General features: G+C 43.9%; 30 protein-coding genes and 1 other RNA gene. 18 read left to right on the top strand and 13 right to left on the bottom strand.

Annotation, left to right across the window (positions count from 1 at the left end):
* The first annotated feature begins 49 nt into the window (after positions 1 to 49).
* The 6 genes from HRM2_RS09640 to HRM2_RS27035 all read left to right on the top strand — a co-directional run bounded on the left by HRM2_RS09640 (position 50) and on the right by HRM2_RS27035 (position 2,393).
* Positions 50 to 403 carry a hypothetical protein gene (locus HRM2_RS09640; RefSeq protein ID WP_015903822.1) on the top strand — a complete coding sequence of 118 codons (354 nt, stop codon included), beginning with the start codon at positions 50 to 52 and terminating at the stop codon, positions 401 to 403.
* A gap of 77 nt (positions 404 to 480) precedes the next feature.
* Positions 481 to 669: a hypothetical protein gene (locus HRM2_RS09635; RefSeq protein WP_041273185.1), complete on the top strand. Its 189-nt coding sequence runs from the start codon at positions 481 to 483 to the stop codon at positions 667 to 669.
* Between the two features lie 83 nt (positions 670 to 752).
* Positions 753 to 1,565: an ArdC-like ssDNA-binding domain-containing protein gene (locus HRM2_RS09630; protein ID WP_015903821.1), complete on the top strand. Its 813-nt coding sequence runs from the start codon at positions 753 to 755 to the stop codon at positions 1,563 to 1,565.
* A complete protein-coding gene (locus HRM2_RS27625) occupies positions 1,519 to 1,857 on the top strand; it encodes a hypothetical protein (protein WP_232364238.1) in 339 nt (112 codons plus the stop codon). Before HRM2_RS09630 ends, HRM2_RS27625 begins: the two co-directional genes overlap by 47 nt.
* Positions 1,850 to 2,224: a hypothetical protein gene (locus HRM2_RS09620; protein WP_015903819.1), complete on the top strand. Its 375-nt coding sequence runs from the start codon at positions 1,850 to 1,852 to the stop codon at positions 2,222 to 2,224. Before HRM2_RS27625 ends, HRM2_RS09620 begins: the two co-directional genes overlap by 8 nt.
* Before the next feature lie 13 nt (positions 2,225 to 2,237).
* Positions 2,238 to 2,393, top strand: a complete 156-nt coding sequence (locus HRM2_RS27035) for a hypothetical protein (RefSeq protein WP_015903818.1) — start codon at positions 2,238 to 2,240, stop codon at positions 2,391 to 2,393.
* Positions 2,394 to 2,996: 603 nt separating this feature from the next.
* Here HRM2_RS27035 and HRM2_RS09615 read toward each other — a convergent pair.
* The 3 genes from HRM2_RS09615 to HRM2_RS09605 all read right to left on the bottom strand — a co-directional run bounded on the left by HRM2_RS09615 (position 2,997) and on the right by HRM2_RS09605 (position 5,099).
* Entirely contained in the window at positions 2,997 to 3,710 is a 714-nt protein-coding gene (locus tag HRM2_RS09615; RefSeq protein WP_015903817.1) for an adenylate/guanylate cyclase domain-containing protein, read from the bottom strand.
* A gap of 3 nt (positions 3,711 to 3,713) precedes the next feature.
* Positions 3,714 to 4,208 (bottom strand): Pycsar system effector family protein, encoded by a 495-nt coding sequence (locus HRM2_RS09610; protein ID WP_015903816.1) that lies wholly within the window; start codon positions 4,206 to 4,208, stop codon positions 3,714 to 3,716.
* 288 nt (positions 4,209 to 4,496) lie between these two features.
* A complete protein-coding gene (locus HRM2_RS09605; protein WP_015903815.1) occupies positions 4,497 to 5,099 on the bottom strand; it encodes a PIN domain-containing protein in 603 nt (200 codons plus the stop codon).
* 195 nt (positions 5,100 to 5,294) lie between these two features.
* Between HRM2_RS09605 and HRM2_RS09600 the strand changes: the two genes are divergently transcribed.
* From HRM2_RS09600 to HRM2_RS09585, 3 genes are all read left to right on the top strand, one after another.
* Positions 5,295 to 5,546 carry a MerR family transcriptional regulator gene (locus tag HRM2_RS09600; RefSeq protein WP_015903814.1) on the top strand — a complete coding sequence of 84 codons (252 nt, stop codon included), beginning with the start codon at positions 5,295 to 5,297 and terminating at the stop codon, positions 5,544 to 5,546.
* A gap of 686 nt (positions 5,547 to 6,232) precedes the next feature.
* A complete protein-coding gene (locus HRM2_RS09590) occupies positions 6,233 to 6,544 on the top strand; it encodes an HIRAN domain-containing protein (protein ID WP_015903812.1) in 312 nt (103 codons plus the stop codon).
* An 83-nt stretch (positions 6,545 to 6,627) separates the two neighbouring features.
* Positions 6,628 to 7,293: a hypothetical protein gene (locus HRM2_RS09585; RefSeq protein WP_015903811.1), complete on the top strand. Its 666-nt coding sequence runs from the start codon at positions 6,628 to 6,630 to the stop codon at positions 7,291 to 7,293.
* A 287-nt stretch (positions 7,294 to 7,580) separates the two neighbouring features.
* On the opposite strand, the gene HRM2_RS09580 is transcribed toward HRM2_RS09585, so the two are convergent.
* Both HRM2_RS09580 and HRM2_RS09575 read right to left on the bottom strand, forming a co-directional pair.
* Positions 7,581 to 8,426 carry an ExeA family protein gene (locus HRM2_RS09580; protein WP_015903810.1) on the bottom strand — a complete coding sequence of 282 codons (846 nt, stop codon included), beginning with the start codon at positions 8,424 to 8,426 and terminating at the stop codon, positions 7,581 to 7,583.
* Positions 8,419 to 9,867 (bottom strand): IS481 family transposase, encoded by a 1,449-nt coding sequence (locus tag HRM2_RS09575; protein ID WP_015903809.1) that lies wholly within the window; start codon positions 9,865 to 9,867, stop codon positions 8,419 to 8,421. Before HRM2_RS09575 ends, HRM2_RS09580 begins: the two co-directional genes overlap by 8 nt.
* Before the next feature lie 862 nt (positions 9,868 to 10,729).
* Here HRM2_RS09575 and HRM2_RS27620 point away from each other — a divergent pair.
* Positions 10,730 to 10,915 carry a hypothetical protein gene (locus HRM2_RS27620; protein ID WP_015903807.1) on the top strand — a complete coding sequence of 62 codons (186 nt, stop codon included), beginning with the start codon at positions 10,730 to 10,732 and terminating at the stop codon, positions 10,913 to 10,915.
* Between the two features lie 736 nt (positions 10,916 to 11,651).
* Here the strand turns inward: HRM2_RS27620 and HRM2_RS27030 are convergent.
* From HRM2_RS27030 to HRM2_RS25130, 5 genes are all read right to left on the bottom strand, one after another.
* Positions 11,652 to 12,188: a CHC2 zinc finger domain-containing protein gene (locus HRM2_RS27030; protein WP_012663305.1), complete on the bottom strand. Its 537-nt coding sequence runs from the start codon at positions 12,186 to 12,188 to the stop codon at positions 11,652 to 11,654.
* A gap of 8 nt (positions 12,189 to 12,196) precedes the next feature.
* The gene (locus HRM2_RS09555) at positions 12,197 to 12,937 is read right to left on the bottom strand and encodes an ATP-binding protein (RefSeq protein ID WP_012663306.1); all 741 of its coding nucleotides are present in this window, start codon (positions 12,935 to 12,937) and stop codon (positions 12,197 to 12,199) included.
* Entirely contained in the window at positions 12,930 to 14,432 is a 1,503-nt protein-coding gene (locus HRM2_RS09550) for a helix-turn-helix domain-containing protein (RefSeq protein ID WP_012663307.1), read from the bottom strand. The genes HRM2_RS09555 and HRM2_RS09550 overlap by 8 nt, the downstream gene beginning before the upstream one ends.
* Positions 14,389 to 15,312: a chromosome partitioning protein ParB gene (locus HRM2_RS09545; protein ID WP_012663308.1), complete on the bottom strand. Its 924-nt coding sequence runs from the start codon at positions 15,310 to 15,312 to the stop codon at positions 14,389 to 14,391. Before HRM2_RS09545 ends, HRM2_RS09550 begins: the two co-directional genes overlap by 44 nt.
* 86 nt (positions 15,313 to 15,398) lie before the next feature.
* Positions 15,399 to 15,872, bottom strand: coding sequence for a hypothetical protein (locus tag HRM2_RS25130; RefSeq protein ID WP_012663309.1), 474 nt, complete (start codon positions 15,870 to 15,872; stop codon positions 15,399 to 15,401).
* A 1,373-nt stretch (positions 15,873 to 17,245) separates the two neighbouring features.
* Here HRM2_RS25130 and HRM2_RS09530 point away from each other — a divergent pair.
* From HRM2_RS09530 to HRM2_RS09520, 3 genes are read left to right on the top strand one after another with little or no spacing between them, the layout of a single operon-like run.
* Positions 17,246 to 17,557, top strand: coding sequence for a helix-turn-helix domain-containing protein (locus HRM2_RS09530; RefSeq protein WP_015903805.1), 312 nt, complete (start codon positions 17,246 to 17,248; stop codon positions 17,555 to 17,557).
* Positions 17,550 to 18,434 (top strand): reverse transcriptase family protein, encoded by an 885-nt coding sequence (locus HRM2_RS09525; protein ID WP_015903804.1) that lies wholly within the window; start codon positions 17,550 to 17,552, stop codon positions 18,432 to 18,434. The genes HRM2_RS09530 and HRM2_RS09525 overlap by 8 nt, the downstream gene beginning before the upstream one ends.
* A gap of 10 nt (positions 18,435 to 18,444) precedes the next feature.
* Entirely contained in the window at positions 18,445 to 19,623 is a 1,179-nt protein-coding gene (locus HRM2_RS09520; RefSeq protein WP_015903803.1) for a toll/interleukin-1 receptor domain-containing protein, read from the top strand.
* A 160-nt stretch (positions 19,624 to 19,783) separates the two neighbouring features.
* Here HRM2_RS09520 and HRM2_RS09515 read toward each other — a convergent pair whose 3' ends face one another.
* A complete protein-coding gene (locus HRM2_RS09515; RefSeq protein WP_041273181.1) occupies positions 19,784 to 20,059 on the bottom strand; it encodes an HU family DNA-binding protein in 276 nt (91 codons plus the stop codon).
* Positions 20,060 to 20,219: 160 nt separating this feature from the next.
* Positions 20,220 to 20,876, bottom strand: coding sequence for a hypothetical protein (locus HRM2_RS09510; protein WP_015903800.1), 657 nt, complete (start codon positions 20,874 to 20,876; stop codon positions 20,220 to 20,222).
* 474 nt (positions 20,877 to 21,350) lie between these two features.
* Between HRM2_RS09510 and HRM2_RS09505 the strand changes: the two genes are divergently transcribed.
* The 5 genes from HRM2_RS09505 to HRM2_RS09485 all read left to right on the top strand — a co-directional run bounded on the left by HRM2_RS09505 (position 21,351) and on the right by HRM2_RS09485 (position 24,986).
* Positions 21,351 to 21,944, top strand: coding sequence for a tyrosine-type recombinase/integrase (locus tag HRM2_RS09505; protein WP_015903798.1), 594 nt, complete (start codon positions 21,351 to 21,353; stop codon positions 21,942 to 21,944).
* A 352-nt stretch (positions 21,945 to 22,296) separates the two neighbouring features.
* Complete coding sequence (locus HRM2_RS09500; protein ID WP_015903797.1) at positions 22,297 to 22,527, top strand: hypothetical protein; 231 nt, start codon at positions 22,297 to 22,299, stop codon at positions 22,525 to 22,527.
* Complete coding sequence (locus HRM2_RS09495) at positions 22,514 to 23,074, top strand: hypothetical protein (protein ID WP_015903796.1); 561 nt, start codon at positions 22,514 to 22,516, stop codon at positions 23,072 to 23,074. The genes HRM2_RS09500 and HRM2_RS09495 overlap by 14 nt, the downstream gene beginning before the upstream one ends.
* A gap of 452 nt (positions 23,075 to 23,526) precedes the next feature.
* Positions 23,527 to 23,823, top strand: a complete 297-nt coding sequence (locus HRM2_RS09490; RefSeq protein ID WP_015903795.1) for a helix-turn-helix domain-containing protein — start codon at positions 23,527 to 23,529, stop codon at positions 23,821 to 23,823.
* 2 nt (positions 23,824 to 23,825) lie between these two features.
* Complete coding sequence (locus HRM2_RS09485; RefSeq protein ID WP_015903794.1) at positions 23,826 to 24,986, top strand: tyrosine-type recombinase/integrase; 1,161 nt, start codon at positions 23,826 to 23,828, stop codon at positions 24,984 to 24,986.
* A 172-nt stretch (positions 24,987 to 25,158) separates the two neighbouring features.
* Here the strand turns inward: HRM2_RS09485 and ssrA are convergent.
* Positions 25,159 to 25,516, bottom strand: a transfer-messenger RNA (tmRNA) gene (gene ssrA / locus HRM2_RS25980).
* Between the last annotated feature and the right edge of the window lie 27 nt (positions 25,517 to 25,543).

The following is a 25,543-nucleotide window of genomic DNA, read 5'->3' as shown; positions in this document are numbered from 1 at the left end:
GTCAGCCCGGCAAGTGGTTTTTTTATGCCCAAAACACAAGGAGACAGAAATGAAAAAGATTTACAGAAACAACGCATTGGCAAACCAGGGAATTACAACCAAAGAAGACCTTCAACAACGTTTGCTCGATATCTTTGAGATTGTGGATAGCCAAAACTCTGCCCTGGTCGGGGTCTACAAACTGGTCTTCCCAGACTGGGACCGCATCAAACAAATTGAAGGGTTCCCAGAGGTTGGGCGAGAAATGTGGAAGTATATCTGCAACCTGTTCATCGAATTTGACCGCCAGCATCATCCGAACGTGTTCCACGGAGGCATCTGGCTCAACAACGGTTTCAGTAGCAACGACAGGTTGGACGGCTGGGCAATCAGTTTTGACACCGTCAAGGTCATCTACGCCTAAAAATCATTTTCATCATCATTAAGGCCATCTGGGGAATTTCACCCCTGGGTGGCTTTTTCTGCTTTTGGAGGTCCCACATGACAAAGGAACAGAAGGAAACATATCAAAACGCAGACGAACTCAGGGAGATAATCAAACAACTCAAGGGTCGCAAATTCAAACTCGACTGTGGGCATCACATTACATTCGGCCACTTTCTCGGGAATGACATCACCATCAGAAACGGCACAAATCCCCGTATTATCTGCTCCCAGTGCGGCTATTAGAGCAAGCCCTTCCCGTCAACGAATCCATCTTAAATCAACGAGAAACAGCCCTGGAAGCCATACGCAGGGCAAAGGAGACACCTATGAACGAGAAAATTAAAAACGTCCTTGATTCCATACTTAATGCTTTTGAAACCGGAAACATCCCAGAGGCAATATCTGTGGCAACCTTTCCGCCGATTTCAGGCATACCCAGCGAGAATTGGTCATTTAATAACCGAGTGATTCAGTTCCTGGCCGGAACCATAGACAGCCGTGGATTTAATCAGTGGAAAGAGGTCAATCGTTTTGTCAAGAAGGGCTCAAAAGCAGTCTACATTGTTATTCCGTGCTTCAAAAAGGTCCACGATGAGGAGAAAGAAGAGGATAAACAGGTCCTAACCTCATTCAAGCCCATGCCGGTATTTCGCGTGGAAGATACGAAAGGCGATGCGCTTGATTATCAGAACATTGAACTCCCGGAACTGCCCCTGCTTGACAGGGCAAAGGAACTGGGTGTCAGCGTGAAGGCAGTACCTGGGAATTACAGATATTACGGCTATTACGCTCCAGACCGCAAGGAGATTGGGCTCGCTACGCCAGCAGAAAAAACCCTATTTCACGAGGTTAGTCATGCGGCGGACCATATCATCAAAGGCAAGATGAAGCCCGGCCAAGACCCTTTCCAGGAGATTACAGCCGAACTGTCTGCCCAGGCACTGGCCCGTATTGTCGGAAGAAACATCGAGGACACCACCGGGAACAGTTATCGGTACATCAAAGGATATGCAGAGAAAATCAAAATGTCTCCACACAAGGCCTGCCTCAAAGTCCTTTCTGACACCGAGAAGGTGCTCAATCTCATCCTTCATGGCAAAGCAGAAGGCATTACCAGCGAACAACAAGAAGCGGCTTAAAACGGCCAATATCGCCTGTAAAAGGCAATCTCAATCAACAACAGAGGGGATTCTCGGGTTTAATGCCAATGGGTCCCCTTTTTCATTGGAGGGAGCAAAAATGGTTTATCAAATTAAGTGTGCGTGGTGTGGAAAATTTATAAAAACAAAGGAAGGCCCTGCAAATAGTTTCGCATTGAGAATGGAAAAACAAGGCCTACCAATTATCAGCCATGGTATGTGCGAGGCTTGTAGAAAGAAGGTCATGGATGAAATCAGATCGAAGGATAAAGGAGGTAAAAAAAATGATTGAAATATGTGAATTTTGTGGCAAGACTTACAAGAAGAATCTCACACCTGACGCTTATCTGGGGGACAACTGCTTTGATTGTTCCTTTTGGCTGAAAAAGACATGCTTAAAGCCAGAGGATGAGGCCAGGAAAGCTATCATTAAAGGATTTCATTACATGATAGGGGGCGAAGGATATCTTTTCAGGGGCAATGGAGGAAAAGAATTCCACATCTTGTTTCATGATGGCAGAGAGGTGAGAACCATGAACCTATGGGAACAAGGTGAAATACCGGAAGAGTTCAGGAGCTTGCTTCCTGATAACGCCCAGTTTATACCGGTGGAGAAGCCTGAGCAGATAACCTTTGATGATTTTGAGATACCATTTTAACGAGGAGGAAGATATGTTTGATGAGGAGGAAGATATGTTTGATTTTGACGGTTTTGATGTTGAAGACTGGATGATTATTGGCCCGCTCTCAGAAGAGTTGGCAGAGGAAGAGCAGGAACGACGACGACAGCAAAGGGAAGATGAACAGGACCTGGATGATGGAGATTAAAATAGTTATAGTGGTAATAGTAGTAATAACAATAGAGTAGAGTAGTGTCTATCCCGTAGCACCAACACCCGTGGTTCTCATCCCAAGCAGTGTCTATCAGATAGCACCAACACCCGTAGTCCTCATCCCAAGCAGTTTCTATTCCGTAGCACCAACACCCGTAGTGTTCATTCCGTCCGTTCATCCAAACCAATCAATTTTTTTGTTCATTGTATGGCACTTCTCATGACTATTGCTGGCTCAATCGTGTTGGGTCTGTGAGGGATGGGTTCTACATTTACAATACTACTTTACGCTATGCTACATGGCCATTTGACAGGGGAATGATGCCTTTAGCCCCCGGCCTGAAATTGTAGGCCGGGAGGTGGCAGTGTTTTTCGGTGGCCAATAGAACCAGTTCACATCAACAAGGGTCAAACTTACGATTGATATCCTTGAAAAATTACGGTCGATTAAAGATTCGAGATAGGATAATAGTACTTGAGTAACGGTTCATGATAACTGGCGGCGACGCGAAGGTTCGGCCACCACCGCAATTTGGTTTTGCTTTTCAAATTTGCACAGACGTATTTACCGTCCGGTTGATTAGTTGGTTAGCCGCATTTATGGTTTCCAGTGCCAGTTAGACCGGTAGACTGATAGGTTCTGGCCAAGGAATTTCCAGGTTCTAGCCTCCCACATGTTTTTATTTTCTTTACCACCGTATTTTGAAGAGTACATCAATGAATTGTAAACGCTGGCAGTAATAAATGTATTGTATGGAGAGTCGCGAATATCACTAAGCTTTGCAGCTAAGTTTGGTGCCCTGCCGATCCAAATAAGGTCATTTGCCCCACGCGCACCTGCTCGAACGGTGACAACAGTTCCAGTATCAACACCAACACCATGATTTATGGTGAAGGAAGCATCCCTGACTTTTTCGTATTTTGCTTCAAACTTCGGCTTAATTATTTCCCTTACGACATATTTTATTTGAAGGGCACATTTGGCCGCGCTTGTATTTTTTTGACCACCAATGAAAATACCCATTACTCTGTCACCGTCAAAGCTTTGGATAACACCACCACATGACTTGATTAGCCGACAAGTTGTTGAGAGAAATGATTTCATAATTTTTGCCGCAACACGACGGTCAAGTTCTTTCGCCATTTTTGATGAGTCAGCAAGATCAGCGTAGAGAAATGTTGCTCCAAGTTCTACCGCACCACCATCAAGAGCAACATCGGTCGTGGAAGGTACGACTTGGCCTTTTCTTAGTTTCCAAGGGGAATCAATTGCTTTCTGTATATCTTTTGAGATGTCGTCTGAAAGCCCCATAGATTATGCCTTTGCGCTGTAAAGAAGATAGAGCGACAAAGCCCAAGGGCCTGACGATAGGAAAAGACAAGCAATTGCTCTTTTTACCCAAGTAAACTTTCTTTCAGCAATTTGAGCATTCCTGTGACATTGACAAATCAGGTCGTGAATGTACTGATCTTCGGTTAAGTTGCTCATTGAGTTAATGTACTCGGAAAGGTCGAGTGACGTAATTCCACCGAAGTAAATTAGGGACCTATCAGGTCCGTCGGTACGAGGGAAAGAGGATACAGCTGAAAATACAATACTCAAAACTAAGCAGAGCGTAGCAAATGATGCCAGTATTGCTGGGAAAACAGTCCAACCGGAACAAACGGGGCTCAATACAGCCAATGCGCCAAGCATAGCGGTCGAAATTGCCAGAACCAATGATATTTTAGTTTCAGCAGTATTTATCCAACATAGTAGGCGAGTAAGCTCACCTTCAAGAACAACAATCCTCTGAGAATTTGATTCCATTGTTTCCTTTATATCTGCCGAATTTCATACCTACCAGTATTCGGTAAGCATGTAAAGGAACTCTATGATAAAATTATCCTATGGTAAATTGACCTTTCAGAAGTCAAGACTAACTTGCATCACAGTTAACTGCCCCAACATTCAACAATTCAAATTGTATCTACAAAAATTCCTGAAATGATCATTACATCAAAAAACCAGATATTACAAGAAAATGAAAATCCTTAGCTATGGGATTGTTCCCAGATATTTAAACAGGGAAAGTTTGCTGCTTACGAGTGGAAGATTCTAAGCCTGTTTGGGAAGCCTGTATGAAACATTAGTCTCATTCACCAAAATATATTTTCGGTCTTTGAGGCTTTGAAGCAGGGACATCATTTCTTTATTATCCAGTTTTTCATCAAATAAAGAATTAATAGTGTTGGTTAAGGTCTTAACCTTGCGCGGTCTGGATTGTCCCCGTCCGGCAAGATTTTTTACTATGGCATTGATGGTTTCTTCTTTACTTGTGGTGTTGGAGATTTTTAAGACAGGTATCTCAGCCAAGTCAGTTTCCCGATGAACCCGCACCTTATTCGTTCTTAGATGCTTAATCAATGGGTCAAAACCAGTATCCTTTGAAATGATATGAAAATAAGCGTCCGGCTCTTCGGCTGCCAACCTTCCAATGTAATAGGCAATATGAAAATCCAGGGCATTATTCCCATTTCCTGAGATTTTGACATACTTGGCAGCACTTCCGAATGCCTGGAGACCAGCAACCAAGTCAAAATGAAGCTTGGTCTGGTTCTCTCCTACGAAAACGATAATTTTGAAAGAATGCTGGGATAGAATATCCAAATTTTGAGGCTGAACGTTTTCATAATCAATCAGAATATAATTTGTAGACAATAACCACCCCTCCTAAGTTGAAAAAATTCAAAATGATTAATTTTATGGCATCTGCCATTGTTTTCGTCAATGAGGAAAAATAGATTTCAGTTTCTTTCCTCTTGTATTCATATCCTTTCAAAAGGACGAATAAACTAACCTCTGTATAGATAAGGGAACATTTTTTCCCAAATTCAAATCAGGAGGATTGTTTTTATGGAAGAAACATTCAGCATCGCAGACACAAGCAAGTTAACAGGATTTACCCCACGTCAGCTTCGAAGTCATGAAGAAAGAGGATTTATCAGCCTGCCCATCAGGATTACCTGTGGTGAAATTCGATACCGCCGGTATACCCCGGAGCAGATTACGGAAATCAAGGCTTTCAAGGGCTTTCTTGAGGAAGGGTATACCTTGGCTATGGCTTCAACAAAAGCTTTAGAAAAGTCGAAAAAGGAGGATAAATAACATGTCAAGATTAAACGGAAAACTCTGTCCCTTCTTCAACAAAGAGTGTCAGCAGAATCAGTGCGCACTGTTCGAAGAAAGGCTTGATAATTGCGCCTTTCAGGTTTTGATTTACAACCTGTACAAGCTGGAAAAGACAATTGGTGGAGGACCAGCTATGGTTCCACCTGGTAAACAGCCAACCTTTCCGGTTCCTCCAAGGACCTGATTGTTTTAACTGGGATGCTTGCCTGTATGTGGGCAAGCACCCCTTTCAACGGTTGAGATAAAAAGTGAGTAAAGTATGATAATAAAAACATGCCCTAAAACTCGGTATCATAGCCTTACAAGGCCTTTCTTTGTTGTCTGATGTTTTACTATTACTAACTTTACTTTTGAGGAATGATGACTATATTCTGTCCTCAAGCCTGATTAACGGTAATCTTACAAACCCAATATCTGTAAGGTTCAATCAGTGCCTCTGACCCCCACAAGAGATGTTTCTGGTCAAAAGAAATATCCCCCCGAGCGAAGCACTCCATGGTTGCCTTTGTTCATAAGTAAAAGCAGGGCATAGGGTCCTGCACCAGGTCATTTTACGGGCAAGTACAACTATTGTCCGCTGTGTTGAGCTGTATTCAATAAATGCCTGGAATAATTATGAACAAGGGCATTTCTATGCCCGCCTGATAATATAGGAATAAAAAATGAAAAAAATTAGTACGAAATTAGCTGGAGTGTCATTCGGTGATTGCCAAGAAAATATAAGGCTTTACAGCTACCCATCCTTCAGCACCTATGAGCTTCAACGAGAAGCAGACAATCCAAATGATGTCAATGCCGTGCGGGTAGGCATCGATGATGTCAAACTGGGATATTTACCCGGTCCCATTGCCCAAATTATCGGCCCGATGATGGACAGCGGAAGGACTTTTATAGCCGAGCACGTTGCGCTGAATGAATGCCCGCCTCATGAAACGGTGGGGTTAACAGTAAAAATTATTGAAACAAGAAAATAAAAATCAATCTTGGGTGGTAGCGCCTTAATTGGGAGGTGATTTCCGGTTTCACCTCCCTGCCCACGTCTACCGGAGGAAACACTATGAGTTTAGAATTATGCGAAATGGACCCACATTATGACAACGAAATGCCACCAGAATATCAGGCAATCTTAGATGACCCAATAGAACGGGCAAAGCTGTTCGAAGATAGTGAAGAAAAAGAATATGGATTGGGGGCGTATGAAAAAATCTATGGCCCTGGCTTGGGGCAGTTGTCCATAGCCAAAGACATTGAGTCATTTTATGGAAAAGGAATTCTTTTGAAGATGAAAAAAGACCTTGCCGATAGCAAAAGCCCTGAGTCGAATATTCCAGAAGGCCAGGTCAGCAAACAACTTTATCATGAAATGAAATGCATGCGAGATAGAACCAAGCCGAGCAAGGTTAACAATATAAATCCAGAAAACAAACCTCAAGCCTCAGCTCCACAAAAGAAAAACCATGTACTAAAGTCAAAAACAACTCCTCGGGAGAAACAATCGGGAGATGATTATTTTTTGAAGACATCACGTGGTTTGATTCGAAATCCTGCGTATAGAGAAATATTTTGTGGACCAGAAACCGTTTATCAATGGCTGTGGGCAAATATCGCGAGAAAAGGTTGGGTTGATACCGACACCTATCCATTAAAACGAAATTACTATGACAAGGGGCTGTTGGCCTGTACTATGAGCATGAGATATATTGCCGAAAACTGCTCCATGTGAGCGCGGACTCGCAAATCGATGGATTGGTGGTCAATCAAAATGATGGATCCGAAGATGAATGCGCTACGCGCATGGGTATTGGGTTTTCTAAGGCATAGGCAGAAGGGCTTGAATAATGGTAAAAATGCGAGGAGGAGCGGCAATCAATAACCGCTCCTCCCCCATCATTTAGGGCATTATTCAATGCCTCCTGCACCCGGCTATCCCTCGGCAGGTTGCTCCCCAGCAGAGCCTGCTTCCGTTTCACCGGGCAATCGGTATTCCCCTGATGATCAGCAAGCCATCAATCAGAAAGGATCTTTCTGATTTTGCCGGGGCCTGGATCTACTGGGTGAGAATATTTGGAAGAACAAAGATTCGTCAATCACAGGCAATTCCTTTATAGCGGCAGCATTAAGTAATTCAGCCGCCATCTGGTTGAGCACCCTGAGATTGTTGGCCGCATGACTGGCCAAGGTACGAATCAATTCATCGGACATTAACTGACTGTTTCCCGCCTGGTCCAGTGCAAATCGTAGATAATTCTGAAGCTGCTCTGGGCTCAGGGGTTCAAGCACCAATCTTGGGCCGATTCGGCTTCCAAGGGGTAGCAGTTCCGGCGACCGGAACCTTTCTGGGAGTCTGTTGTCACCGCATAAAACGGTAAACAACAGGTTTTTTGAGTCAAATTGATGACTCTGGAGTATCCGAAGTTCTGTCAGACATTCATCTGAGACATGCTGAGCCTCATCAATAAGCAGAACCGGTTTAAATAAGGTGGTTTGGCAGTGGTGTATCCAGCGTTCACGCAGCATCTTGAACCCGCCATACCGATTGGCGGGAGAAAGCGCTACGTTAAACAATTCACCCAATTCCCTGTAAAAATCTCCTAGCTTGCTTTGGGGCCGCTGCATAACGCCTACGGTTAGATCGGGGATTCTTTCCAGACTGCAGGCCATTTTATGTAGGGTTTTGCTTTTGCCGAGTCCCGGCTCTCCGGTAATCAGGGCGAAGCCTCCCTGCTCTGCCATGGAGCGTATCCTGAGTTCAAAAATCTCCGATCCCGGCAGAGCATAAAGGGCCTCTTTGGGTATATTGGGTAAGAAAGGGTTATATTTAAGGCCGTACAGGCTTTGGATATCGATGTTATTCAATAGAAATCTCCTCCTTGGGAAGGTAAGCAGGGGGCAGGCCCGAGGCTGCGTAATCAGCCATCCACTTTTTTAACAAAGCAGGTTGTTCATGGGTCTCAACAGGGTCAGCAGGGGGGCTTTCAGATGAAACGAATCGGCGCCTTCCGGATGCATTACTTGTTTTATCCTGGGGTAAAATTCGGGCAAGAGGGGTATCGGTTTTTTCATCAACCAGTATTATCTGGCTTTTATCCCAGCTGGGTGCCAGTAGAACCACCGATTCCATATGGGCAAATCGAACCGGCAACTCATAACGGATGCCGGCGACGGCCACTGTGGCGTCGCTGCGTCTTGGTTTTCGCGTTATCCTGCGTGTAAAGGCAAGGTGCATCGTTTCGCTGTCAGGAACCTTTCTGGCAACGCTTTTATGGTTCATGAGACGATCCAAAGGCGTTGCTTTCATTTCCCGATTACATCTGCGGTGGTAGTCTTGCTCCGTCCAGGCTTGTCCGGCCTGGTTGAGATAGGAAAGCGTCAAGTCCTTCTTCTTCCGCAAAAGCTCCAAAAGGCGCCCTTCAAGCTGGCTCCAGAAGACTTCCTGCTTCCCGTTTTGATATGGTGAATAGGGCAGGGTCGTTTTATGCACGATGCCCAGACGTTCTAACCCCCGTGTGGTTTCCTCCGCCAGCATGGCAGACCCGTTATCAGTCATCAAAGCCCTGGGAAGTCCTCGTTTCATGAATGCCTGGGTTAATCCATGGACCAGACATTCTGCCGTTTCAGCCAGATAAAATTGCAGGTGGCAGCAGATGCGGGAATGGTCATCAAGGATAGCCAGAGCCATGGGCTGGAACCAATTGCCAGAGGCATCGAGAATGCGGATTTTTGCATGGTGAAAATCCAGATGCCAGAGCCCATGGACATAGGCGATTTCAAAACCCCTTATTTCTCTCTTTTCCCGGCGCTCTGAAGCCCATTTTTGCCCTTGAGTGGGCTGGGCCGGTTCATGGGAGCGCAACCAGCCGTTATCCCGCATGCAGCGTAAAACAGTCTTATAGCTGGGCAACTTGCCCCATTCCGGCTGTCCTTTTGCCAGAACTTTCAGGTTGTCGTAGTGCAGTTGCACGGTCCAGCGGGGATAGGTTTTGTATTGATTTTTCAGCGCGTTAAAAAGCGCATTGGACATGGACCAGCGAACTCCGGCATCTGATCGGATTTTGCGGCCCAGGACAGCCACTGGATCATCGGCATGTCTGGCCTTGTAATACCAGCGCTCAATGGTCGACGCTCCAAAAGTAATCTTCTGGCTTCCATTGATGGGATGCTGGTAAACTTTTTGTGCAAGCCGGGCGATGTCCTGCTGCAGGTCTCCCGTGGCAGGGGGGCAGGACAACAGCTCTCCGATAACAGCAAGCCGGAACTGACCCCAGCGCTGCCAGGTGGATGTTTGAGTATTACCCATGAAGTCTCTCCTTTCGGTTTGCTTCCTCCGGCCCCCTCCATGGGGGCAAACGGGGCCAAACCGGGAACAGACTCCTTCTAACAGATTGATTGCCGCCTGCCATCGGCCCAACTTCTGCGTGACCTCTTTCTAAGAAATAGCACCCTCAGCAATTATGGCTGTCATGGCCCCAGGGCAAGCTCCTGAAGGCAACTGGTCAGGGCGGCTTCCGGAGACGATGCTCGTTGACTGAAACGGGCTAATAAATCGTGGAGCAAGCAGTCAGATGTCTGAAGCATGATGTGTCCTGACAGAGGATGTCTGCTCCATTCTTTGGGAAAAATCTTCAGAAAATAGTCTTTCCACCTGTTGACGGTGGAACGCCATACGTCGCAAAGCCCTTTCAGTCGCTCTAGAGTGATGGCAGGATTTTTCCCTTGACGAAGTGCGGTGACCAACAACACTACAGGAGCCCAATAAACCCGCCGGCCCCAAAATCGTACCGACGGAGGCGTGGTTCGGCGGCGACAGCCTTCACGTCCACAACACAGGCTGAAACGGATTTCAAAAACCTCTTGCAGTTCAGGAGGGCCACCTCGAGGCTTGCGCTGATAGTTGGAAAAATGCAGCGGCCCCCCGCAATAGGGCAACCGGCTTCTTTTGTTTGTTCTGCCAGTTTTTGGTCTATTGCGTAAAGAAGGGAAAATAACGATTGGCGAGTGAGGGTATCAAGTGGTATCATGTTTCCTGCCATTTAGGGTTATAGTGGCAGGAGCTCCCATCGACGAACTGGCCAAAGAACGTGAGGGGGCTCCTTTATTTTTCCCTCACTGTTCTGGACCATTTTACATTTCTTTTCCATCATTTTTTTTGTCCGCACTCAATGAACAAAAATACCGTTAAAAAACATATTGACGTGTTTGAGGGAGAAGGCATCATTAAAATTGACCATTGGGTGCCAGCTGGCAAAAAGCGAGGTCAGAACATTTATATTCTGGGACAATGGAGTGAGACGGATGGTAAGATTCAGGAGAATTACTACCGTGACCAGGTGTTCATGCTCAATTGAGTTCCTGGATTTCGATAATTTAGGTAGGTCAAATTTTACTTGACATTGGTCATCTCTTAACCAACTTCAAAACAAATGGTCATCTGGTGACCAATGGTTGGTCAAATTTTAACCGTTTTGGGGGCTAAATTGGTCAAATTTTAAGACATATAAGTAGATGAATTCTTTAAGAAGATGAATCTTCAAGTAGATGAATATGAAATTTAATGGAATTGAAACTGCAAAAACACTGGAGCAAAGATAACTGGTTTTCACTAACGCTTGATTCAGAAGATTAACCCTCAAGTACCAATTCTATTCTTTTAACAGAGTTTTGATTCAGAAGGTCCCATCCTGTGGTGTTGGTCCTGAAGCACTCACTGCTTAGGATTCACAATCCAGTGTTGATAAAGTTTCCATCAGGCCAGCACCTTTGGCCTGACACAAGATTGTTGTGAGCCGAGCATTAGAGGTGTGAGTACCGTTAAATCCTCGGAAAAGCGTTAGTAGCCGGTAAAAACATCTGATTCAGATTGCTGGCACAATGATAGGTGGTCGGGCTCTATATCAGGCATGTCTGACGTAGCCGATATCAGGTTAGGCATGGCTATGGCGCTCAGTTAAATTGATACAATTCTGCTCAGATAAATTGATACGTTGGTTAACAGAGCAGGCCAATACCCCGCCTAAAAAAATAAAATTAGAACCCCGCAGCTATCCCGCAGGCCCCTGCCTTACTTGATTAACGGGTGCTCAGTTAGCGAAGCTCAATTAAAGCTATTTTGTCAGTTAGAGATTTGATGCAGTCTTCCAGTACCGAGACTCTCTCATGAAGATTCTCAATTGTCTGACGCTCATTGTTTCGAAGCTGTGGGGATGTGATTGGGGCAGATGTTGCTAGTGATTTGAAGATGTCACCAAGGACCACCGGTTTGCTTTGTTTGACAGTATCCCTTGAACGGTTTGGCGTCGGTGGAGGGGAGTGTGCCTCCCTTGATGGGACCGGGATTGTCATTTTTAATGCTTCCAGGTAAGCAACGCTATCAATAAAGCTCAGCTCTTTGACAGTCATCACAAGGTCAATTGTGTTATAGTTTTTTTGACAATTAAAACAGCGTGCCAGATTTGTCTTTGGGTTAATACCGGTGTTGAACCCGTTGCAAACAGGGCATTGGAACCTATAACACCCTTCCTGGGTTTTTGAAGGTATGGCCATGGTTTCAATCAGCCTGTCTATAAGGATGTGGTTACGAAGGGTAAATAGATGTTCACGGGTATAACGGGAACCGGCCATGGCAGTTCCTACCCTTGTCCGGTATTCAGCTTTGCTCGCAAGCTTACACAGTCCTTCATGTTGATTACATGGCTGTTTTCTGTCAAACGGTCAATAAGCGCAGCCGTCAGTTGGTTGTTTTGCAAGAAGGTGGTCCATTGAGCAAACCCGAGATTTGAGGTGATTAACGTGGTCTTTCTTTTATGTCGCCGTTGCATCAGTGTAAAAAATAAACCTACCTGGATCGGCTCTATCTCCACGTAGCCCAACTCATCGATCAGAAGAGTGTCGTATCCCTCGAACATCTTGATGATTTTTGCTTCAGTATGATCTGCAACCGATTGATACAGCAGTTCAACAAGTTCAGGGAAGGTTATAAAACGGCCCTTGTATCCCTTATTGATGTCCTGCATCAAAAAGGATGTGGCAAGTCCAGTCTTTCCGGTGCCCGTGGAGCCTATCCAGATTATGTTCTGTCGTTGTTCCATGTAGTCCGAGTCATAAATGTTAATGACTTTTTTCCTGGATAGATTGGGTTGCCGGTCAAACGGGAAGGTCTCCATGACATACCTTTCCGGTATGCATGCTTTGCTGATCCGAAGTTTTCTGGAGTTCTCTTTCTTGATGGTATATTCATTTTGGATGATCTCTTTCAAGAGTCTTGTGTGCGAGTAGTTATCCTGACCCGCAGTCGTCAGATAGCTGTTCCAATTTGCCAATAATCCTGGTAGCCGGATATACTTGAGCATAGCTTCCAATTCTTTATCCATGGGTATCCTCCAGATCGTCATAAGTGGTCAGGTCTACTTCATCGGCGAACTGCCCCTCAAGAAAGCTTTTACGGTTTATGTACGTCATATCCACATCAGGGCTTTGGATTTTGCAATTTCCCTGTTGCATCTTGAGAACGGCAATTCGTTTAATGGTTTCAATATCGGTGATGCGATAGGTTAAGGCTCTCGCAATTGCTGCGATAAACAATGAGGGCGTCAGTTTTTGGTTCAGGCTGTACATTTGCCGGATGAACCCATGACGTTTTTTACCACTCATCGGTATTACAAATTCATCTATGTACTTACTCACTTCAGAGGAGAGCTCTCTCAAAAGTTTTTCCTGGTTTATTGTTGGTTTTTTTCGGTTGCGAGGCTGACGTATGGGCGGTGGTTGCCCGTCTGGTCCTATCTTTTTATTCTTCGTACCTTCTGGTGGAAGTTGATACTCCCCAAGACACTGCCTGTTGAGATAGATTTTAAGATGGTCGCTGTATTCCAGGGCAATCACGTCATGACGACCGGTTCCCGGTACCCAATAATAATTGCCGTCAACGGGTATATACCCGTATTGATCGGTGACTCTCTGATGTTCACGGTAAGGCTGTGTAATGAATGCGGGCATTTTCGTCAGGAATGTCTGTTCATGGGCAAACAGCTTCTCGGGGATCAGTCTGGTTTTAGCCATAGGCCGGTTCGGCATCCGCACCGTCGCCCAGGCTAACCCTTGTTGATTGAGGTCTTCGAACGTCTTAAAGGTTCGGCCGGGAATGAAGTTTGTCTCCGTTGTATAAAAGCTCCTTTCATTGCCGGCTTTTCTGTTGGGATGATTTTTCTCGTGACAGACAAATTCAAATCCGTACTGGGCTGCAAATCGTTCCATTTCAGGAACAATCACAGCATTCCTGCCGAGCCCCCGCAGACGGGCCAGGTTGGTATTGTCAATGATGCATTCCCGGGCAGCATATCCCCAGAACATTAGTGCCTCATGTAAAAAGCATTTCATGGTAAATCGATCAAAATGACGGTAGAACTTCAGATAACGAACCTTGGAGTAGCGCCAGTAAATGATGCTGGCAACAACCCTGATTCGAACATCACCTATCGGCAGGACGTAGGTGGTGGTGTCATGCTGCATCTCCTGCCCTGGCTGATCAGGAACCTGGCTACAACGTTTATTCTTCTTGCTGTTACCAAGGTCAAGCTCACGGATCATCCGGGTTAATGTTGAATAACCAACATCAAGCTTATGCTCTTCCGTAAGAATTTCATGGATCCGCTGGTTCCAGCCGTTACACTCCTGGTAAACTTTTTTCAGAAGAGCCTCGTCAATCGTGATTTTATCTTTGCGGAGCGGTTCCGGTATCAAACCTTGCTGTTGGATAATGGATATTACCGTGTTGACAGAGATGCCCATATTGCGGGCTATTGTCCGCAGGCTCATTCCCTCTTTATGTAGATAATAGATTGCCTGGCGTTTGTCTTGATCGATCATAAAGTGCCCTCATGGATTGTTCAAATGGTGTTATATGATCTAATAATTCTTTGGTAAGAAGATTAGCCTGGGCCAGGAATGCACCACTTGTAAGGCGATTGTCATAACTTTTGACACAAATGCGCTGCATTTTCCTGAGCGCTTGCTCAAGATCTGTGAGCATCCGCTGTTCATCGCCTATACACCCAGTCTCAGGTTTGGTTGTTTCCTTCAACTGCTTCAGGCACCATGGGATATTACCCACTTCTATCTGTTTGCGCAGTTCGTCCGATCCCTTAAAGTACCCATGGGCAAGCGTTCTGATCTCACGGATACTCAAATGCATACCGGATACAACAGTCACAAATGTATTCACCTCTTTTTTTGTCACTGCGTTTATACGTATAAACGGACGCAGAATATACAGGTAGGCATAGGCAGGGAATCGACCATTAAAAATAGCGGCTTTAACGCACTCGCTCATGTCGACCATGATGCCGCTACGTACACTCACCCAGGCCTTACTTTTTTCAAGTAGGAGGGCAATATCGGCAGTACCCATGGCATGAACACCCTGAAGTTCATCGATCAACCGGGCCTGTTCAAGAATCGTAAGGGATTTGGTCGTGGAACGGCGCAGTAATTCAAGGATGCCAACAGCTTCATCCTGTCCAAGACTATACCAGGGAACAATACCAATGTTGAGTTTCTTGGCACATCGTACCCGTTTGAAGCCATTGAGAAGAATCTTGGGACCGTCCACCGGCGCAACACCTTCCAAGGGTTCCCGGATACCATGGTTCAAGACAGAGTTAATAAGAGCCTGCTCCTCTACCTTTGAACGAAGGCGATACGATTCGTAACGAAGATCTATTTCCGACAATTCAATCTGTTCAATCATGGTGGCTCTCCTGGTCATGGTCATGAAAAAGGATGAATAACCATATCAAATCCTTTTTGCCCATGTCCATCGTGCCATCTTTGCAATCACGGACCAAAGTTCGTGTAACCTGGTGATATTGTTTTAATCTCTACGATTATCGCATCCATCTTTGCAATCAATTCTGGTTCCAGAGGAACCAGCCTGTATTTGCCTGATATCACAGCATTTTGCTTTGATAACGCATCCATCTTTGCAATCGGTTCATGAGGTGGGGATTCTTGGGCTTTTTTACCCCGCCTGGCATTGCGGTAGCGTTGCTTTTCACGGTTCGCATCTGTATACCGCTTGTTTTTCTGACGGTACTGCTTCCAGTAATCGGGGTTATTGTCGGACCAGTCCTGTTGAGATGATTTTTGATCCTCATGATACGTCTGATCAGATTCCATTTTTTCTTTTTGCCACATCCTCTTCCTGGCAAGCTGACATTTCTCTCTTTTGCAGTAATCATGTTTTTTTACTTTGTTGCATACTATGAAAAGGCGGCCACAGTGACGGCAACGTCGCTTTTTAATATTCATCTGCACCTCCGTTTAAGCATGATGCAGTATAAAGGACGTAGCTCTATCTGTGATTAAAAATTATTTTGTACAATGGGTTGGGGAAGATAGGGGAAGGGTTAAGATATAAAATATTGTAACGTCCTAATTCGCGGAATTGACCTTCTTCATTTTATTCAAAAAAAGGCGGGGTAAGCGGGGTGTTAAATGTGGTTAGTTTTAAGGCGGGATAAAGCTGCGGGATAGCCTCCTTTAAATCGTTGATCAAATCGTTAGATTATTTTGTCAGTAGAGGCGTTATATCTATTGCAGGGTATAGCAGGAAGGTAAAGGGAGGTGTATCAATTTATATGAGCATGGGTGTATCAATTTAGCTGAGCGCCATAGGGCATGGCTATTCCGGGCTAAAAACATACTATTTGCCAGCCGTTGGAAGGGTTGCCACAACCAAAACAGGTCATAGAAGTGGCATTTTAACGCTTCTGGGACGTTATATTGTCCGATGTCTACCGCCCTCATATTGGAAAAAACATCCAGCCGTCTCAGGGACCGGGGCGGTTGGACTTTTTTTGTTTCTAAAAAATCAACAGTCATTAAAATCGACAAACATACTACAAAGGGTATCTTCGCAAGCAGTCCCTACTGGTAAGTGTGATTTTTGACATTTTTAAAATCATTGGGATAAAATATTTTATCATTTTTAGTGATATAGTATTGACAGATAGACAACAGTACCTATCTTATTCTTGAAACAGCCCGGCGAAACGCCGGTTCGCTCTTTGACAAGATTGGAACAACAGACTTTTTTAGCTCATTTGTGTAACGAATGCTCCTAAAACCAGGCTTATAGCCTTCCCATCAGGGATTACGACCAGTTTAAACTCTGGTCCCTACTTTGTTCAAGTAGGTATTCCGGCAGCACATGTACATGCATGAATGCTCCTGGATTAGAAGGATAGCATATTCTTCTTTTTATTTTTGGATAGGTAAAAAGGAACCTAAGAGCGCTGTTACACGGACAACGGTTGACACAAAGCACCACAGTGGGGCTTAACGTTGTTCATTTTAATATAAAATGGAGCAAAAAAGATGTTCAAAAAAAATGCAAATGAGAGTCGGTTAGAAGTAAGTGCAGCATTGGCTATTGCCAAAGACAGTGAAAATCTAATCATGAGTCTGAATGTTTCAATCAGTTCTCTTTCAACAGAGACATGTGAGGTTCAAAAGGGACTGCTTCAGTACATCAGGACAAGCAAAAGAAGGTTATATCTCAAGCTTTTATTGCTTGCTTGGAAAGCAGCCTGGACAAAGGCCGTATCTATAATTTTATCATGTATCTGGTGAATAGCTTATTCATAAAATAACAGTTTGCGCCTCCATTGAGGATTAAATATATGAAATTAGGTCAATTATTAAAATTTATTAGAACATCCAAGGAGATGACCCAAAAAGAAATGGCAAGTCTTATCGGGATTTCTCAGAACTATTTATCACTCATTGAAAGCGGAACAAAAAATCCCAGTTCCGACAAGCTTTCAGATTTTGCCGAGGCATTACAAATATCAAAAGATGCTCTTATATTTGTATCCTCGAACCCACCGGAAGAGCTTTCAGGTAAAGACCAAAAAAAGTATGAACAATTACAAAACAACATCGTGTCTCTCCTATTGTTTGAATTGACCGGAGAAACAGAAAATAATGCCTGAACCGTATTCCAAGAGAGATTTGCGGATAAACAGCCTAAAACACCTTGCTCACCGTCTTGGTTTCGCACCTGAAGTATTACAAAAAGCAGCGTCCAGAGCAGAAAAATCATACAAATTCGATAAAATTCCTAAAAAAAGCGGGAAAGGATTTCGTGAAATTTCAAAGCCGAATGCTCTATTAAAAAATATCCAGAAAGCCATACACAAACTTCTTACAGAGATAGAGATTTCTGATAATGCCCATTGTGGCATAAAAAAAAGGTCTAACGTCACAAATGCAATGAACCACTGTAATAAGGAATGGGTTTATAGCATGGACTTCAAGAATTTCTTCCCGAACATATCACACCATCAAGTTTATGGATTATTCCGGTACGAGTTAAAATGCTCTCCTGATGTCACTTCAATTCTCACAAGACTCTGCACTGTCAAAGGAGGCGTTCCTCAAGGTGGTTCTATGAGCATGGATATTGCTAATTTGGTTTCCCGAAAGCTGGATACCAGATTGGAAGGCCTTTGCAAAATTCATAATTTGTCCTATACCAGACACTGTGATGATTTGAATTTCTCTGGCAAACGAATCCTGGATACATTTAGAGCTAAAGTTGAAATCATAATCAAAGAATCTGGTTTTCCGTTGAATCCAGACAAAGAGACTTTAATTCCACATCACCATCCACAGTCGGTCGTCGGATTGAGGGTCAACAGAAAAAAACCGTGTGTCCCGCGAAAAACAAGGAGAGAGTGGCGAAAGGAAAAACATGTGCTTAACAAATTTGAGGTACATGGTCTTAGTCCTCATGAAATTGAAAAAAGAAAGCAGCGTATAAATGGACAAAACGCATATTTATCCCATATAAATAATATCCAGCCATAGGACGAAACAAATGGAAGTAAGCCTCCCAACTGATACTGATGGTTTCCTTTCACAGGAATGTCCATCCTGCAATCAAAAATTCAAGGCGCTCTTTGGTGAAGGCAGCAGTGAACCTATCTCATTTTGCCCATATTGTGGATATCATGGGCAAAACTGTTGGTATACAGATGAACAGGTAAAATATGTTCAATCAGTTGCAATGAGCGATATCGTTAATCCAGAGTTGAAAAAAATGAGTCAGGAGTTGGAAGCTCATTCCAAGGGTTTCCTTAAAATGAAATTGGAGGACGAGTTACCTGGCAAAATAGTTCATCCAATGGAAGTCGATGACGATTTCGACCTATTATATTTTCCATGCTGTAATGAGACGATTAAAGCCTCACAGCATGAACATCACTTTTGCATTATTTGCGGAGCAGAGATTGATATGAAAGAAAACGCATTAAAACAAGTATTTTTGAGCCACAAGGGTGTTGACAAAGATATGGTCATTAATTTCAAAAAAACTTTAGACCTACTTGGTTATAGCCCTTGGCTGGATGAAGACGCAATGCCAGCAGGAACACCATTAGAGCGAGGCATACTCCAAGGCATGAAAAGTTCCTGTGGTGCAGTTTTTTTTATCACGCCATCTTTCAAGGATGAAGGTTATCTGGAAACGGAGATTAATTACGCTATTCAAGAATGGCGTGAAAAAAAAGATAAATTTTCACTCATAACTTTACAATTCATCGATGTGAATGGCGATGCGGGTGTTATTCCAGATTTGCTAAAGCCTTATGTTTGGAAAACGCCAAAAACAGAACTTGAAGCCTTGTGTGAAATCATACGTGCTTTGCCTGTCCTTCCAGGAATTGTAGACTGGCGTGAAAAAATAAATGGTGTTGTTAGACTATCAACGGTCAAATCGACCGCTACAGAACTTTCCATAGAAGCAAAAACACTCTTAGAGGCAGCTGCCGCTGATGATGGAACAATAATGTACAATCGCTATTTAGGCGGTGAAGGGATTGAAATAGGCAGCAAGAATCTGATTACAGGAAAAGACCCAAGGCAAATAGCATTGTGGGTTGGTGGGCTCGAAGATTTACAAAGGCGACGATACATTAAAGACGTTGGGCACAAAGGTGAATATTTTGAAATGACTCGGGAAGGCTATGCTGCTGCTGATGAGCTATCAGAAACTTAGGACACATTGAATGGAATACATTAATAGTTGTATTAAAATCAGCATCATAAAAATTTTAGGGATTGTGGTAATCTACTCGTGTCGCCTCTTGTTGGGATTCCCGGTTTTAGGAAAAATTGATTTGATAAAGACGGAGGCATTTGGTGCAACGAATATATAATCAATAATCAACCCCCTCCTTCAACTCTTTCCCTGCTTTGAAGAAAGGTAGTTTCTTGCCGGGTATCAGGACTCGTTCTCCAGTTTTGGGGTTCCTGCCGATATATGACTTGTAATCTTTAACGTGGAAGGAGCATAACCCCCTAATTTCGACCCTATCACCATTTGCAAGGGCATCAATCAGGGAGTCAAAGAAAATCTCCACAACCTCAGCGGCTCCCTCTCTGGTCAAATCCGTTCTTTTTTTAAGTACCTGGATAAGGTCAAGTTTGTTCAATGGTGGGGTGGCCTCCTATCGCAATTATTCCTGAATATTCTGAAAACTATCTTGTAGTCCATCGCCAGGATTTTATCAAGGCAAGGATTTTTACACCGTCCGTATACGGACACTCGAATTTTCCAGATATGGAAACCTTATTTTCCCAGCAGGCAAGCACCTATAAGTTATCCACATCATAAAAAAGAGATACAACATAAGGGAGTTGGCAGTTCAATCCAAGATGTTTATGCGCCATTTCAATATGAGGACGCCACTCTATTTCAGATTCAGGCCCTAACATATCCGAGTCACCACAAAAGTAGAGAAAAACCATCCACGCATCGACGTCATGCTCACGAAGCATATATAAATGTGCCAGACGATTTGCGTACTGATAATAACCACAAAGCCAATCAGTTCCTTGATTCGCTCCCAGTTGGGCTTTCACATTGTTCAAAGAGTTTGTGATAATCCGCTTTGAATTGACACCAGCTTGACAGTTGGACTTCATTTCATTGGAATGTGCCTTAGCTTCAAATAGAAATACTCGCCCTGTCTCATCCTTAGCTAACGCATCCCATTGAGGACCACGACGAGGCCAGAAATTTTTCAGAACTTGCGAAAGGTGTGCTTGCCCGATTTTTTTGAGCCATCGCAAATCCCGATATTCAGCCCAGACGTCTTCACGAAGAGGGGAGAGCCATTCGATATGATGACTATTTGAGAGCGCACCAGCTTTTCTCAGACTATCATTTACAGCGAACGGTTGATTTTGAATTAGACGTTGAATCCATTTTAGGCTACCTCTATCGCCTTTTGGTTGTTCTATCCGCATGAAAATCCTCTATTGCCATTTTATAAATCAAAAATTTATATGGTTAAGATTCAACTTTTTTGGAGATAAAGCAGCACCACCGCAGAAAATCCATTCACATCACATTCTATAGTGGTCCCTGGAAACGAGGGGGCATACTACATGTCAATCATCAGAACGTAAAATATAACGCCATATAACACCATTACGCAACAAAAAAGACAAACACCCAGTCTCTTCGTGGCTTTGATGATAGCGGCAGCACAGGTGTTAGTCCAGAACTGTCCGTATACGGACACTTCAAACTTTCTCAACGTTGAGAAACTTCATTTATCCGATTTACCAATGCTTACTTTTGCTGAGAACAACACATTCATAAATCCCCCACAGCCCCACCAATAATGCCTCTCAGCCTTTTCATCAAAACACCGCAGTTCTGAATGCGCAGTTTCCAGCATAACCACTCACAAACTCAACATTAAAGGAGGTACCACCATGGCAAACAACAATGGTCTCAAGAAAGGGTCCATCATCACCGTTGAACCCATCCGCAAACAGAAAGACATCAAGGCCATCTCCAGGCTGCTATCTTCTAAGCCGAGGGACTATCTCCTGTGGGTCATGGGAATTAACAACGGCCTGAGAGCAAATGACCTGGTTCGTATCCGGTACAATCAGGTGGAGGGATTAAAAGCCGGGGCTGCAATCAAGATTGTCGAAACCAAAACCGGCAAAACAAATGTTCTGGTCATCAACAAGTCCGTCTACAAAGCCTTGGAAAATTTTGTCAAAGCTGTGAATCCTGGCGCAGATGATTACCTGTTCAGGTCCAGGAAGGGCAAAGGACACATATCCAGCCAGAGCGTTGGCCGATTGATAAGGTCCTGGACATCAGCCATCAATTTGAAGGGGCAGTACGGAGCGCACACTTTGAGGAAGACTTTTGGATACCAGCAGCGGGTCCATTTCGGCGCTGGCTATGAAATCCTGTGTAAAAGATACAATCATTCCAGCCCGGCAATAACAATGAGATACCTGGGCATCCAGGACAAAGAGGTACATGAGCTCCTGATGAACGAGGTTGGTTGACCCCTTGACGATTTACGTTAACGGGCTATCATATGCCCACAACACTATTTGAAAGAGTTCTTGGGCGATTTATAAGCTTGACAAATCAAGGACTGTGATTATTTTAACTTCAATTGGGGAATCAACTTCCCCGGCGTTGTCGCCACCAAGAGCGGTTAATTGCACAAGGTGCAGAATAAATTACCCACTCAACAACGGTAGGCACAACCAAACCGAGCACCGGACCGAAATCAAACTTGTCCACGGCTCACACGTAAAATTCAACCATTGAAACCCTGTATAGGACGGGGAGTGGTTTAATTGTGTGAACTTGGGCTTTTTTTATGCCCGCTGAGAACAAGGAGCAGGTTTGATGGACGGTCAATCATTTCGATTCGGTAATACACCTCCGACCCCAGCCGCAAAATTCATCAGTGAAATCAACGCAATCTTTGCGTCCTTCTCCTGTACTTCAGTTAGATGTGGTGGTTGTCCACCGGAAGGAGGATTTGTGTTGGCGGAAATAGCATTGGGGGCATGGATGGTGTTTTTTATTATAAATTTTAATGTATTAAACGAGGCAAAAAATTATGAGAGATTTTAAAGTTTTTGAAAGTGTAAGGTGTGATTTTTGTGGAGAAGAAGCGATGGAATTTGATAACGGCATAGCAGGACGTTGTGAAAGCTGTGGGTATGATTGGGGGGACTGGGATTATTATAAGGACGATGAAGAGGAACATGAAATTAATGAATTAGGACTAACCTCAGAAACATTCTCTGAAATGGTTGATGAGCTGGATTTAAGTCTCACCCAAATTTCTAAAGAGGCTTATCTACACTCTGGAGATTATTGGATGGGAGTTGAGAGAAAGCTCTTGACGCCTGAACTTGTGCTGTCCGATAAAATTGGCCGTACAAAACCCCTTGAAATACAATCAAGCTTCTACGCATGTCATACAAGTGCGTTTGATTTCCTACAACGAATTGACTTTTTTTTGTTTGCTAAAAACCAATCAAAACCTGAGGTAAAATGGTCATATCTGATTAGCATTAGCGATGTGGAATTGGTTACCAAGTTTTATCCAGCCATCTTTTTTGGAACGATAAAACAAGCCACTAAAATTTTTGCTGAAATTGAAGCAGCAAAATAAAATAAGGAACCTCACTCGGTTCTCCACGGGAAGCTTTTCACATGAGTTAAGATGTGGAAGTATTGAAATCCCATTGTAAAAAGAGCCAGGACCGCCCCTCCTTCTTGTCCTTGCTCTTCAACAATCGGTAAACCACAAACACCCTTCAATATCGTGGCATCTTTATCCAGGAATTTTACGACTCCTGCATGAGCTATAGCTGTTCATTGCGGAATCAGCCTTGGAATAAATGCTGGAATGCCAGAGCCCGAAGGGTATTTGCCTGATTAAGATAACCATCAAACCAATAAACAATCAAAGGAGGTGATGTAAAAAATTAAATCTATACCGGGATGTTCCAGCCATCTCAGCATACCCCACGACATGAGCACCCATCTCAAAAAACTGGGCGGAGAAGAAAACTCCACAACCCAGCCCTGGAGCTGGCAAATTGGTAAACGTGGGGTGTTTGAATGAAAGAAAAGGAATTTGAAACGCTGTGGGGAAAAGAACTCTGGACACAGAAGGAAGTTGCAGAGTATTTTAGGGTTGTACCGAGTACAATTAAAAATTGGCGAGACCAAGGGTTGCTGTCATACTGGCAAGCACCGGGTTCAACCAGAGTGTTGTATTATAGAGATGAAATCAAGGATTTCTGCGGCAAGAACTCATTTTGTAAGAAAGGCGGTGGTAGGTATCAAAAAGATTTAAGGTTAAAAAGGGAAAAGCCAGTTGTGTCTACCAAACCTGCAAAGGCATGGAGGATATAACAATGGCAAATAAAACATCAAACAAAAACATGTACCAGGACCCAGCAAGCGGTGTCTGGTATTTTCAGAAAAAGGTAAGAGGGCTTCCCAAGCCGTACAAGTTCTCTCTGGATACAAAATCAGTGGTAGAGGCCAGGAAGAAACGAGACGAGTACCTCCTGGAAGTCAAAGTCAATGGTTTTATCCAGAAGAATGAGGTTGTGGTTGTCAATCCGGAAGATGGAACTTGTTTTGGGGAAATCGCTGTTCAATGGGCGGAATTAAAAAAAACGAAAGTTTCCAAATCAACGATACAGGAGTACAGAAAAGTCATGAATAAATACATCCTGCCACAGTTTGGAAACCGACGTATCGATTCGATTACCGGTCTTGAAATTGAAGTGTTGGTCAGCAAGTTGAAGTGCGGTGGAAAAACGAAGAATAATATACTGACTCCATTCAAGGATGTTATGCGGTTTGCTAAAAAGCACAAACTGATTCAGCACAACCCTTTCGATGACGTGGATAGTATCAAGCGAGAATCATCAGAGATACATCCATTGAGCCTGGGGGAAATCAAACTGTTTCTTGAACATGTACCGGATTATTACCGTCCACTTTTTACATTCCTGTTCTTCACTGGTGCCCGTTTTGGCGAGGCAGCTGCCCTGAAATGGAAACGTGTTGATTTGACCAACGGTATGATACACATTGCCAAGACCTATGTTCGAGGGGAGTACAAAGACCCAAAGACCAAAGGGTCCATCAGAACTGTCAAGCTGTCGCCCATTGTCATTGATGCGTTGCATCAGCAGCGGGAACACACCATGGATAAGTCTGAGTTCGTATTCCTGAACACATTAGGCAGGCATATTCACCCGCATAGTGTCAATCTTCATGTTTTCAGACCAACTCTGGAAAAAGCAGGACTGTCAGCCAACAAGAGTTTTAGTGCCGCGACCAGGAGAAGTTGTAAAGATACCAGGTCATCCTATATCACCAACTCCCTGGATAATAATGAACGTATGGGCTTTGTTCAAAAACAGGTCGGACACACAACAACCAAGATGATTGTTGAGCACTATTACAGGCATCTTCCTGCACCGGATGACGGCAAGGGATTGGAAAAAGCGATAGAGGACTTTGAATTACAAAAAGTTGAAGGGGTGGGACAAATTGAATAAGGGGCTTCTGAAAAAAATGGTGGGTTATTCTTCTGGCAACCGGGGAACATCTGTTTATATAGGACAGACTCACCAGACTAATAAAAAATCAGGAACCCTGGAATTCTACCAGGATTCTACCAGACCAAGTAAATTTAAAAAGTTTAAGTTATTGATTTTATAGTACAATTGTTGGTGGAGGCGGCGGGAATTGAACCCGCGTCCGAAAACAGTTAGCAATGGTCTCTACATACTTATCCCGAATTTTAAATTTTACTGGAATGTCTCCTCCGGGATGGATACTGACCAGTATAGCCTGAAAAATTTAACCGAAAAAGGGTCAGGCACCCTTTTCAAGCTTTCCCACATAGTCGACGCCCTTTACCAGAATCTGCAGGAAGAATCCCGGCAGGACGGTAGCGGCCTTAAGCTGCTACAGCGTAATTATAATCGTCTGCGATTACTTTTTTTTCCGCCAGTTTTACGAGTTAGCAGAAAGCTCGGTATGCAACCAAAAGCCTCGTAATCTCCGTCGAAGCCTTTTCGCCCCCAAATTGTAAAAGATCAATTATTTAATG

This window comes from Desulforapulum autotrophicum HRM2 (genome assembly GCF_000020365.1).
Taxonomy (GTDB): domain Bacteria; phylum Desulfobacterota; class Desulfobacteria; order Desulfobacterales; family Desulfobacteraceae; genus Desulforapulum; species Desulforapulum autotrophicum.
The sequence above is the reverse complement of the archived record's forward strand: the minus strand, read 5'-3'. Positions and strand labels throughout refer to the sequence as shown.

What these genes read in the sequence shown, in the direction of transcription:
- HRM2_RS09640 (WP_015903822.1), top strand. Translation starts at nt 50, where the DNA reads ATGAAAAAGATTTACAGAAACAACGCATTGGCAAACCAGGGAATTACA.
- HRM2_RS09635 (WP_041273185.1), top strand. Translation starts at nt 481, where the DNA reads ATGACAAAGGAACAGAAGGAAACATATCAAAACGCAGACGAACTCAGG.
- HRM2_RS09630 (WP_015903821.1), top strand. Translation starts at nt 753, where the DNA reads ATGAACGAGAAAATTAAAAACGTCCTTGATTCCATACTTAATGCTTTT.
- HRM2_RS27625 (WP_232364238.1), top strand. Translation starts at nt 1,519, where the DNA reads ATGGCAAAGCAGAAGGCATTACCAGCGAACAACAAGAAGCGGCTTAAA.
- HRM2_RS09620 (WP_015903819.1), top strand. Translation starts at nt 1,850, where the DNA reads ATGATTGAAATATGTGAATTTTGTGGCAAGACTTACAAGAAGAATCTC.
- HRM2_RS27035 (WP_015903818.1), top strand. Translation starts at nt 2,238, where the DNA reads ATGTTTGATGAGGAGGAAGATATGTTTGATTTTGACGGTTTTGATGTT.
- HRM2_RS09615 (WP_015903817.1), bottom strand. Translation starts at nt 3,710, where the DNA reads ATGGGGCTTTCAGACGACATCTCAAAAGATATACAGAAAGCAATTGAT.
- HRM2_RS09610 (WP_015903816.1), bottom strand. Translation starts at nt 4,208, where the DNA reads ATGGAATCAAATTCTCAGAGGATTGTTGTTCTTGAAGGTGAGCTTACT.
- HRM2_RS09600 (WP_015903814.1), top strand. Translation starts at nt 5,295, where the DNA reads ATGGAAGAAACATTCAGCATCGCAGACACAAGCAAGTTAACAGGATTT.
- HRM2_RS09590 (WP_015903812.1), top strand. Translation starts at nt 6,233, where the DNA reads ATGAAAAAAATTAGTACGAAATTAGCTGGAGTGTCATTCGGTGATTGC.
- HRM2_RS09585 (WP_015903811.1), top strand. Translation starts at nt 6,628, where the DNA reads ATGAGTTTAGAATTATGCGAAATGGACCCACATTATGACAACGAAATG.
- HRM2_RS09575 (WP_015903809.1), bottom strand. Translation starts at nt 9,867, where the DNA reads ATGGGTAATACTCAAACATCCACCTGGCAGCGCTGGGGTCAGTTCCGG.
- HRM2_RS27620 (WP_015903807.1), top strand. Translation starts at nt 10,730, where the DNA reads ATGAACAAAAATACCGTTAAAAAACATATTGACGTGTTTGAGGGAGAA.
- HRM2_RS27030 (WP_012663305.1), bottom strand. Translation starts at nt 12,188, where the DNA reads ATGGCCGGTTCCCGTTATACCCGTGAACATCTATTTACCCTTCGTAAC.
- HRM2_RS09555 (WP_012663306.1), bottom strand. Translation starts at nt 12,937, where the DNA reads ATGGATAAAGAATTGGAAGCTATGCTCAAGTATATCCGGCTACCAGGA.
- HRM2_RS09550 (WP_012663307.1), bottom strand. Translation starts at nt 14,432, where the DNA reads ATGATCGATCAAGACAAACGCCAGGCAATCTATTATCTACATAAAGAG.
- HRM2_RS09545 (WP_012663308.1), bottom strand. Translation starts at nt 15,312, where the DNA reads ATGATTGAACAGATTGAATTGTCGGAAATAGATCTTCGTTACGAATCG.
- HRM2_RS25130 (WP_012663309.1), bottom strand. Translation starts at nt 15,872, where the DNA reads ATGAATATTAAAAAGCGACGTTGCCGTCACTGTGGCCGCCTTTTCATA.
- HRM2_RS09530 (WP_015903805.1), top strand. Translation starts at nt 17,246, where the DNA reads ATGAAATTAGGTCAATTATTAAAATTTATTAGAACATCCAAGGAGATG.
- HRM2_RS09525 (WP_015903804.1), top strand. Translation starts at nt 17,550, where the DNA reads ATGCCTGAACCGTATTCCAAGAGAGATTTGCGGATAAACAGCCTAAAA.
- HRM2_RS09520 (WP_015903803.1), top strand. Translation starts at nt 18,445, where the DNA reads ATGGAAGTAAGCCTCCCAACTGATACTGATGGTTTCCTTTCACAGGAA.
- HRM2_RS09510 (WP_015903800.1), bottom strand. Translation starts at nt 20,876, where the DNA reads ATGCGGATAGAACAACCAAAAGGCGATAGAGGTAGCCTAAAATGGATT.
- HRM2_RS09505 (WP_015903798.1), top strand. Translation starts at nt 21,351, where the DNA reads ATGGCAAACAACAATGGTCTCAAGAAAGGGTCCATCATCACCGTTGAA.
- HRM2_RS09500 (WP_015903797.1), top strand. Translation starts at nt 22,297, where the DNA reads ATGGACGGTCAATCATTTCGATTCGGTAATACACCTCCGACCCCAGCC.
- HRM2_RS09495 (WP_015903796.1), top strand. Translation starts at nt 22,514, where the DNA reads ATGAGAGATTTTAAAGTTTTTGAAAGTGTAAGGTGTGATTTTTGTGGA.
- HRM2_RS09490 (WP_015903795.1), top strand. Translation starts at nt 23,527, where the DNA reads ATGAAAGAAAAGGAATTTGAAACGCTGTGGGGAAAAGAACTCTGGACA.
- HRM2_RS09485 (WP_015903794.1), top strand. Translation starts at nt 23,826, where the DNA reads ATGGCAAATAAAACATCAAACAAAAACATGTACCAGGACCCAGCAAGC.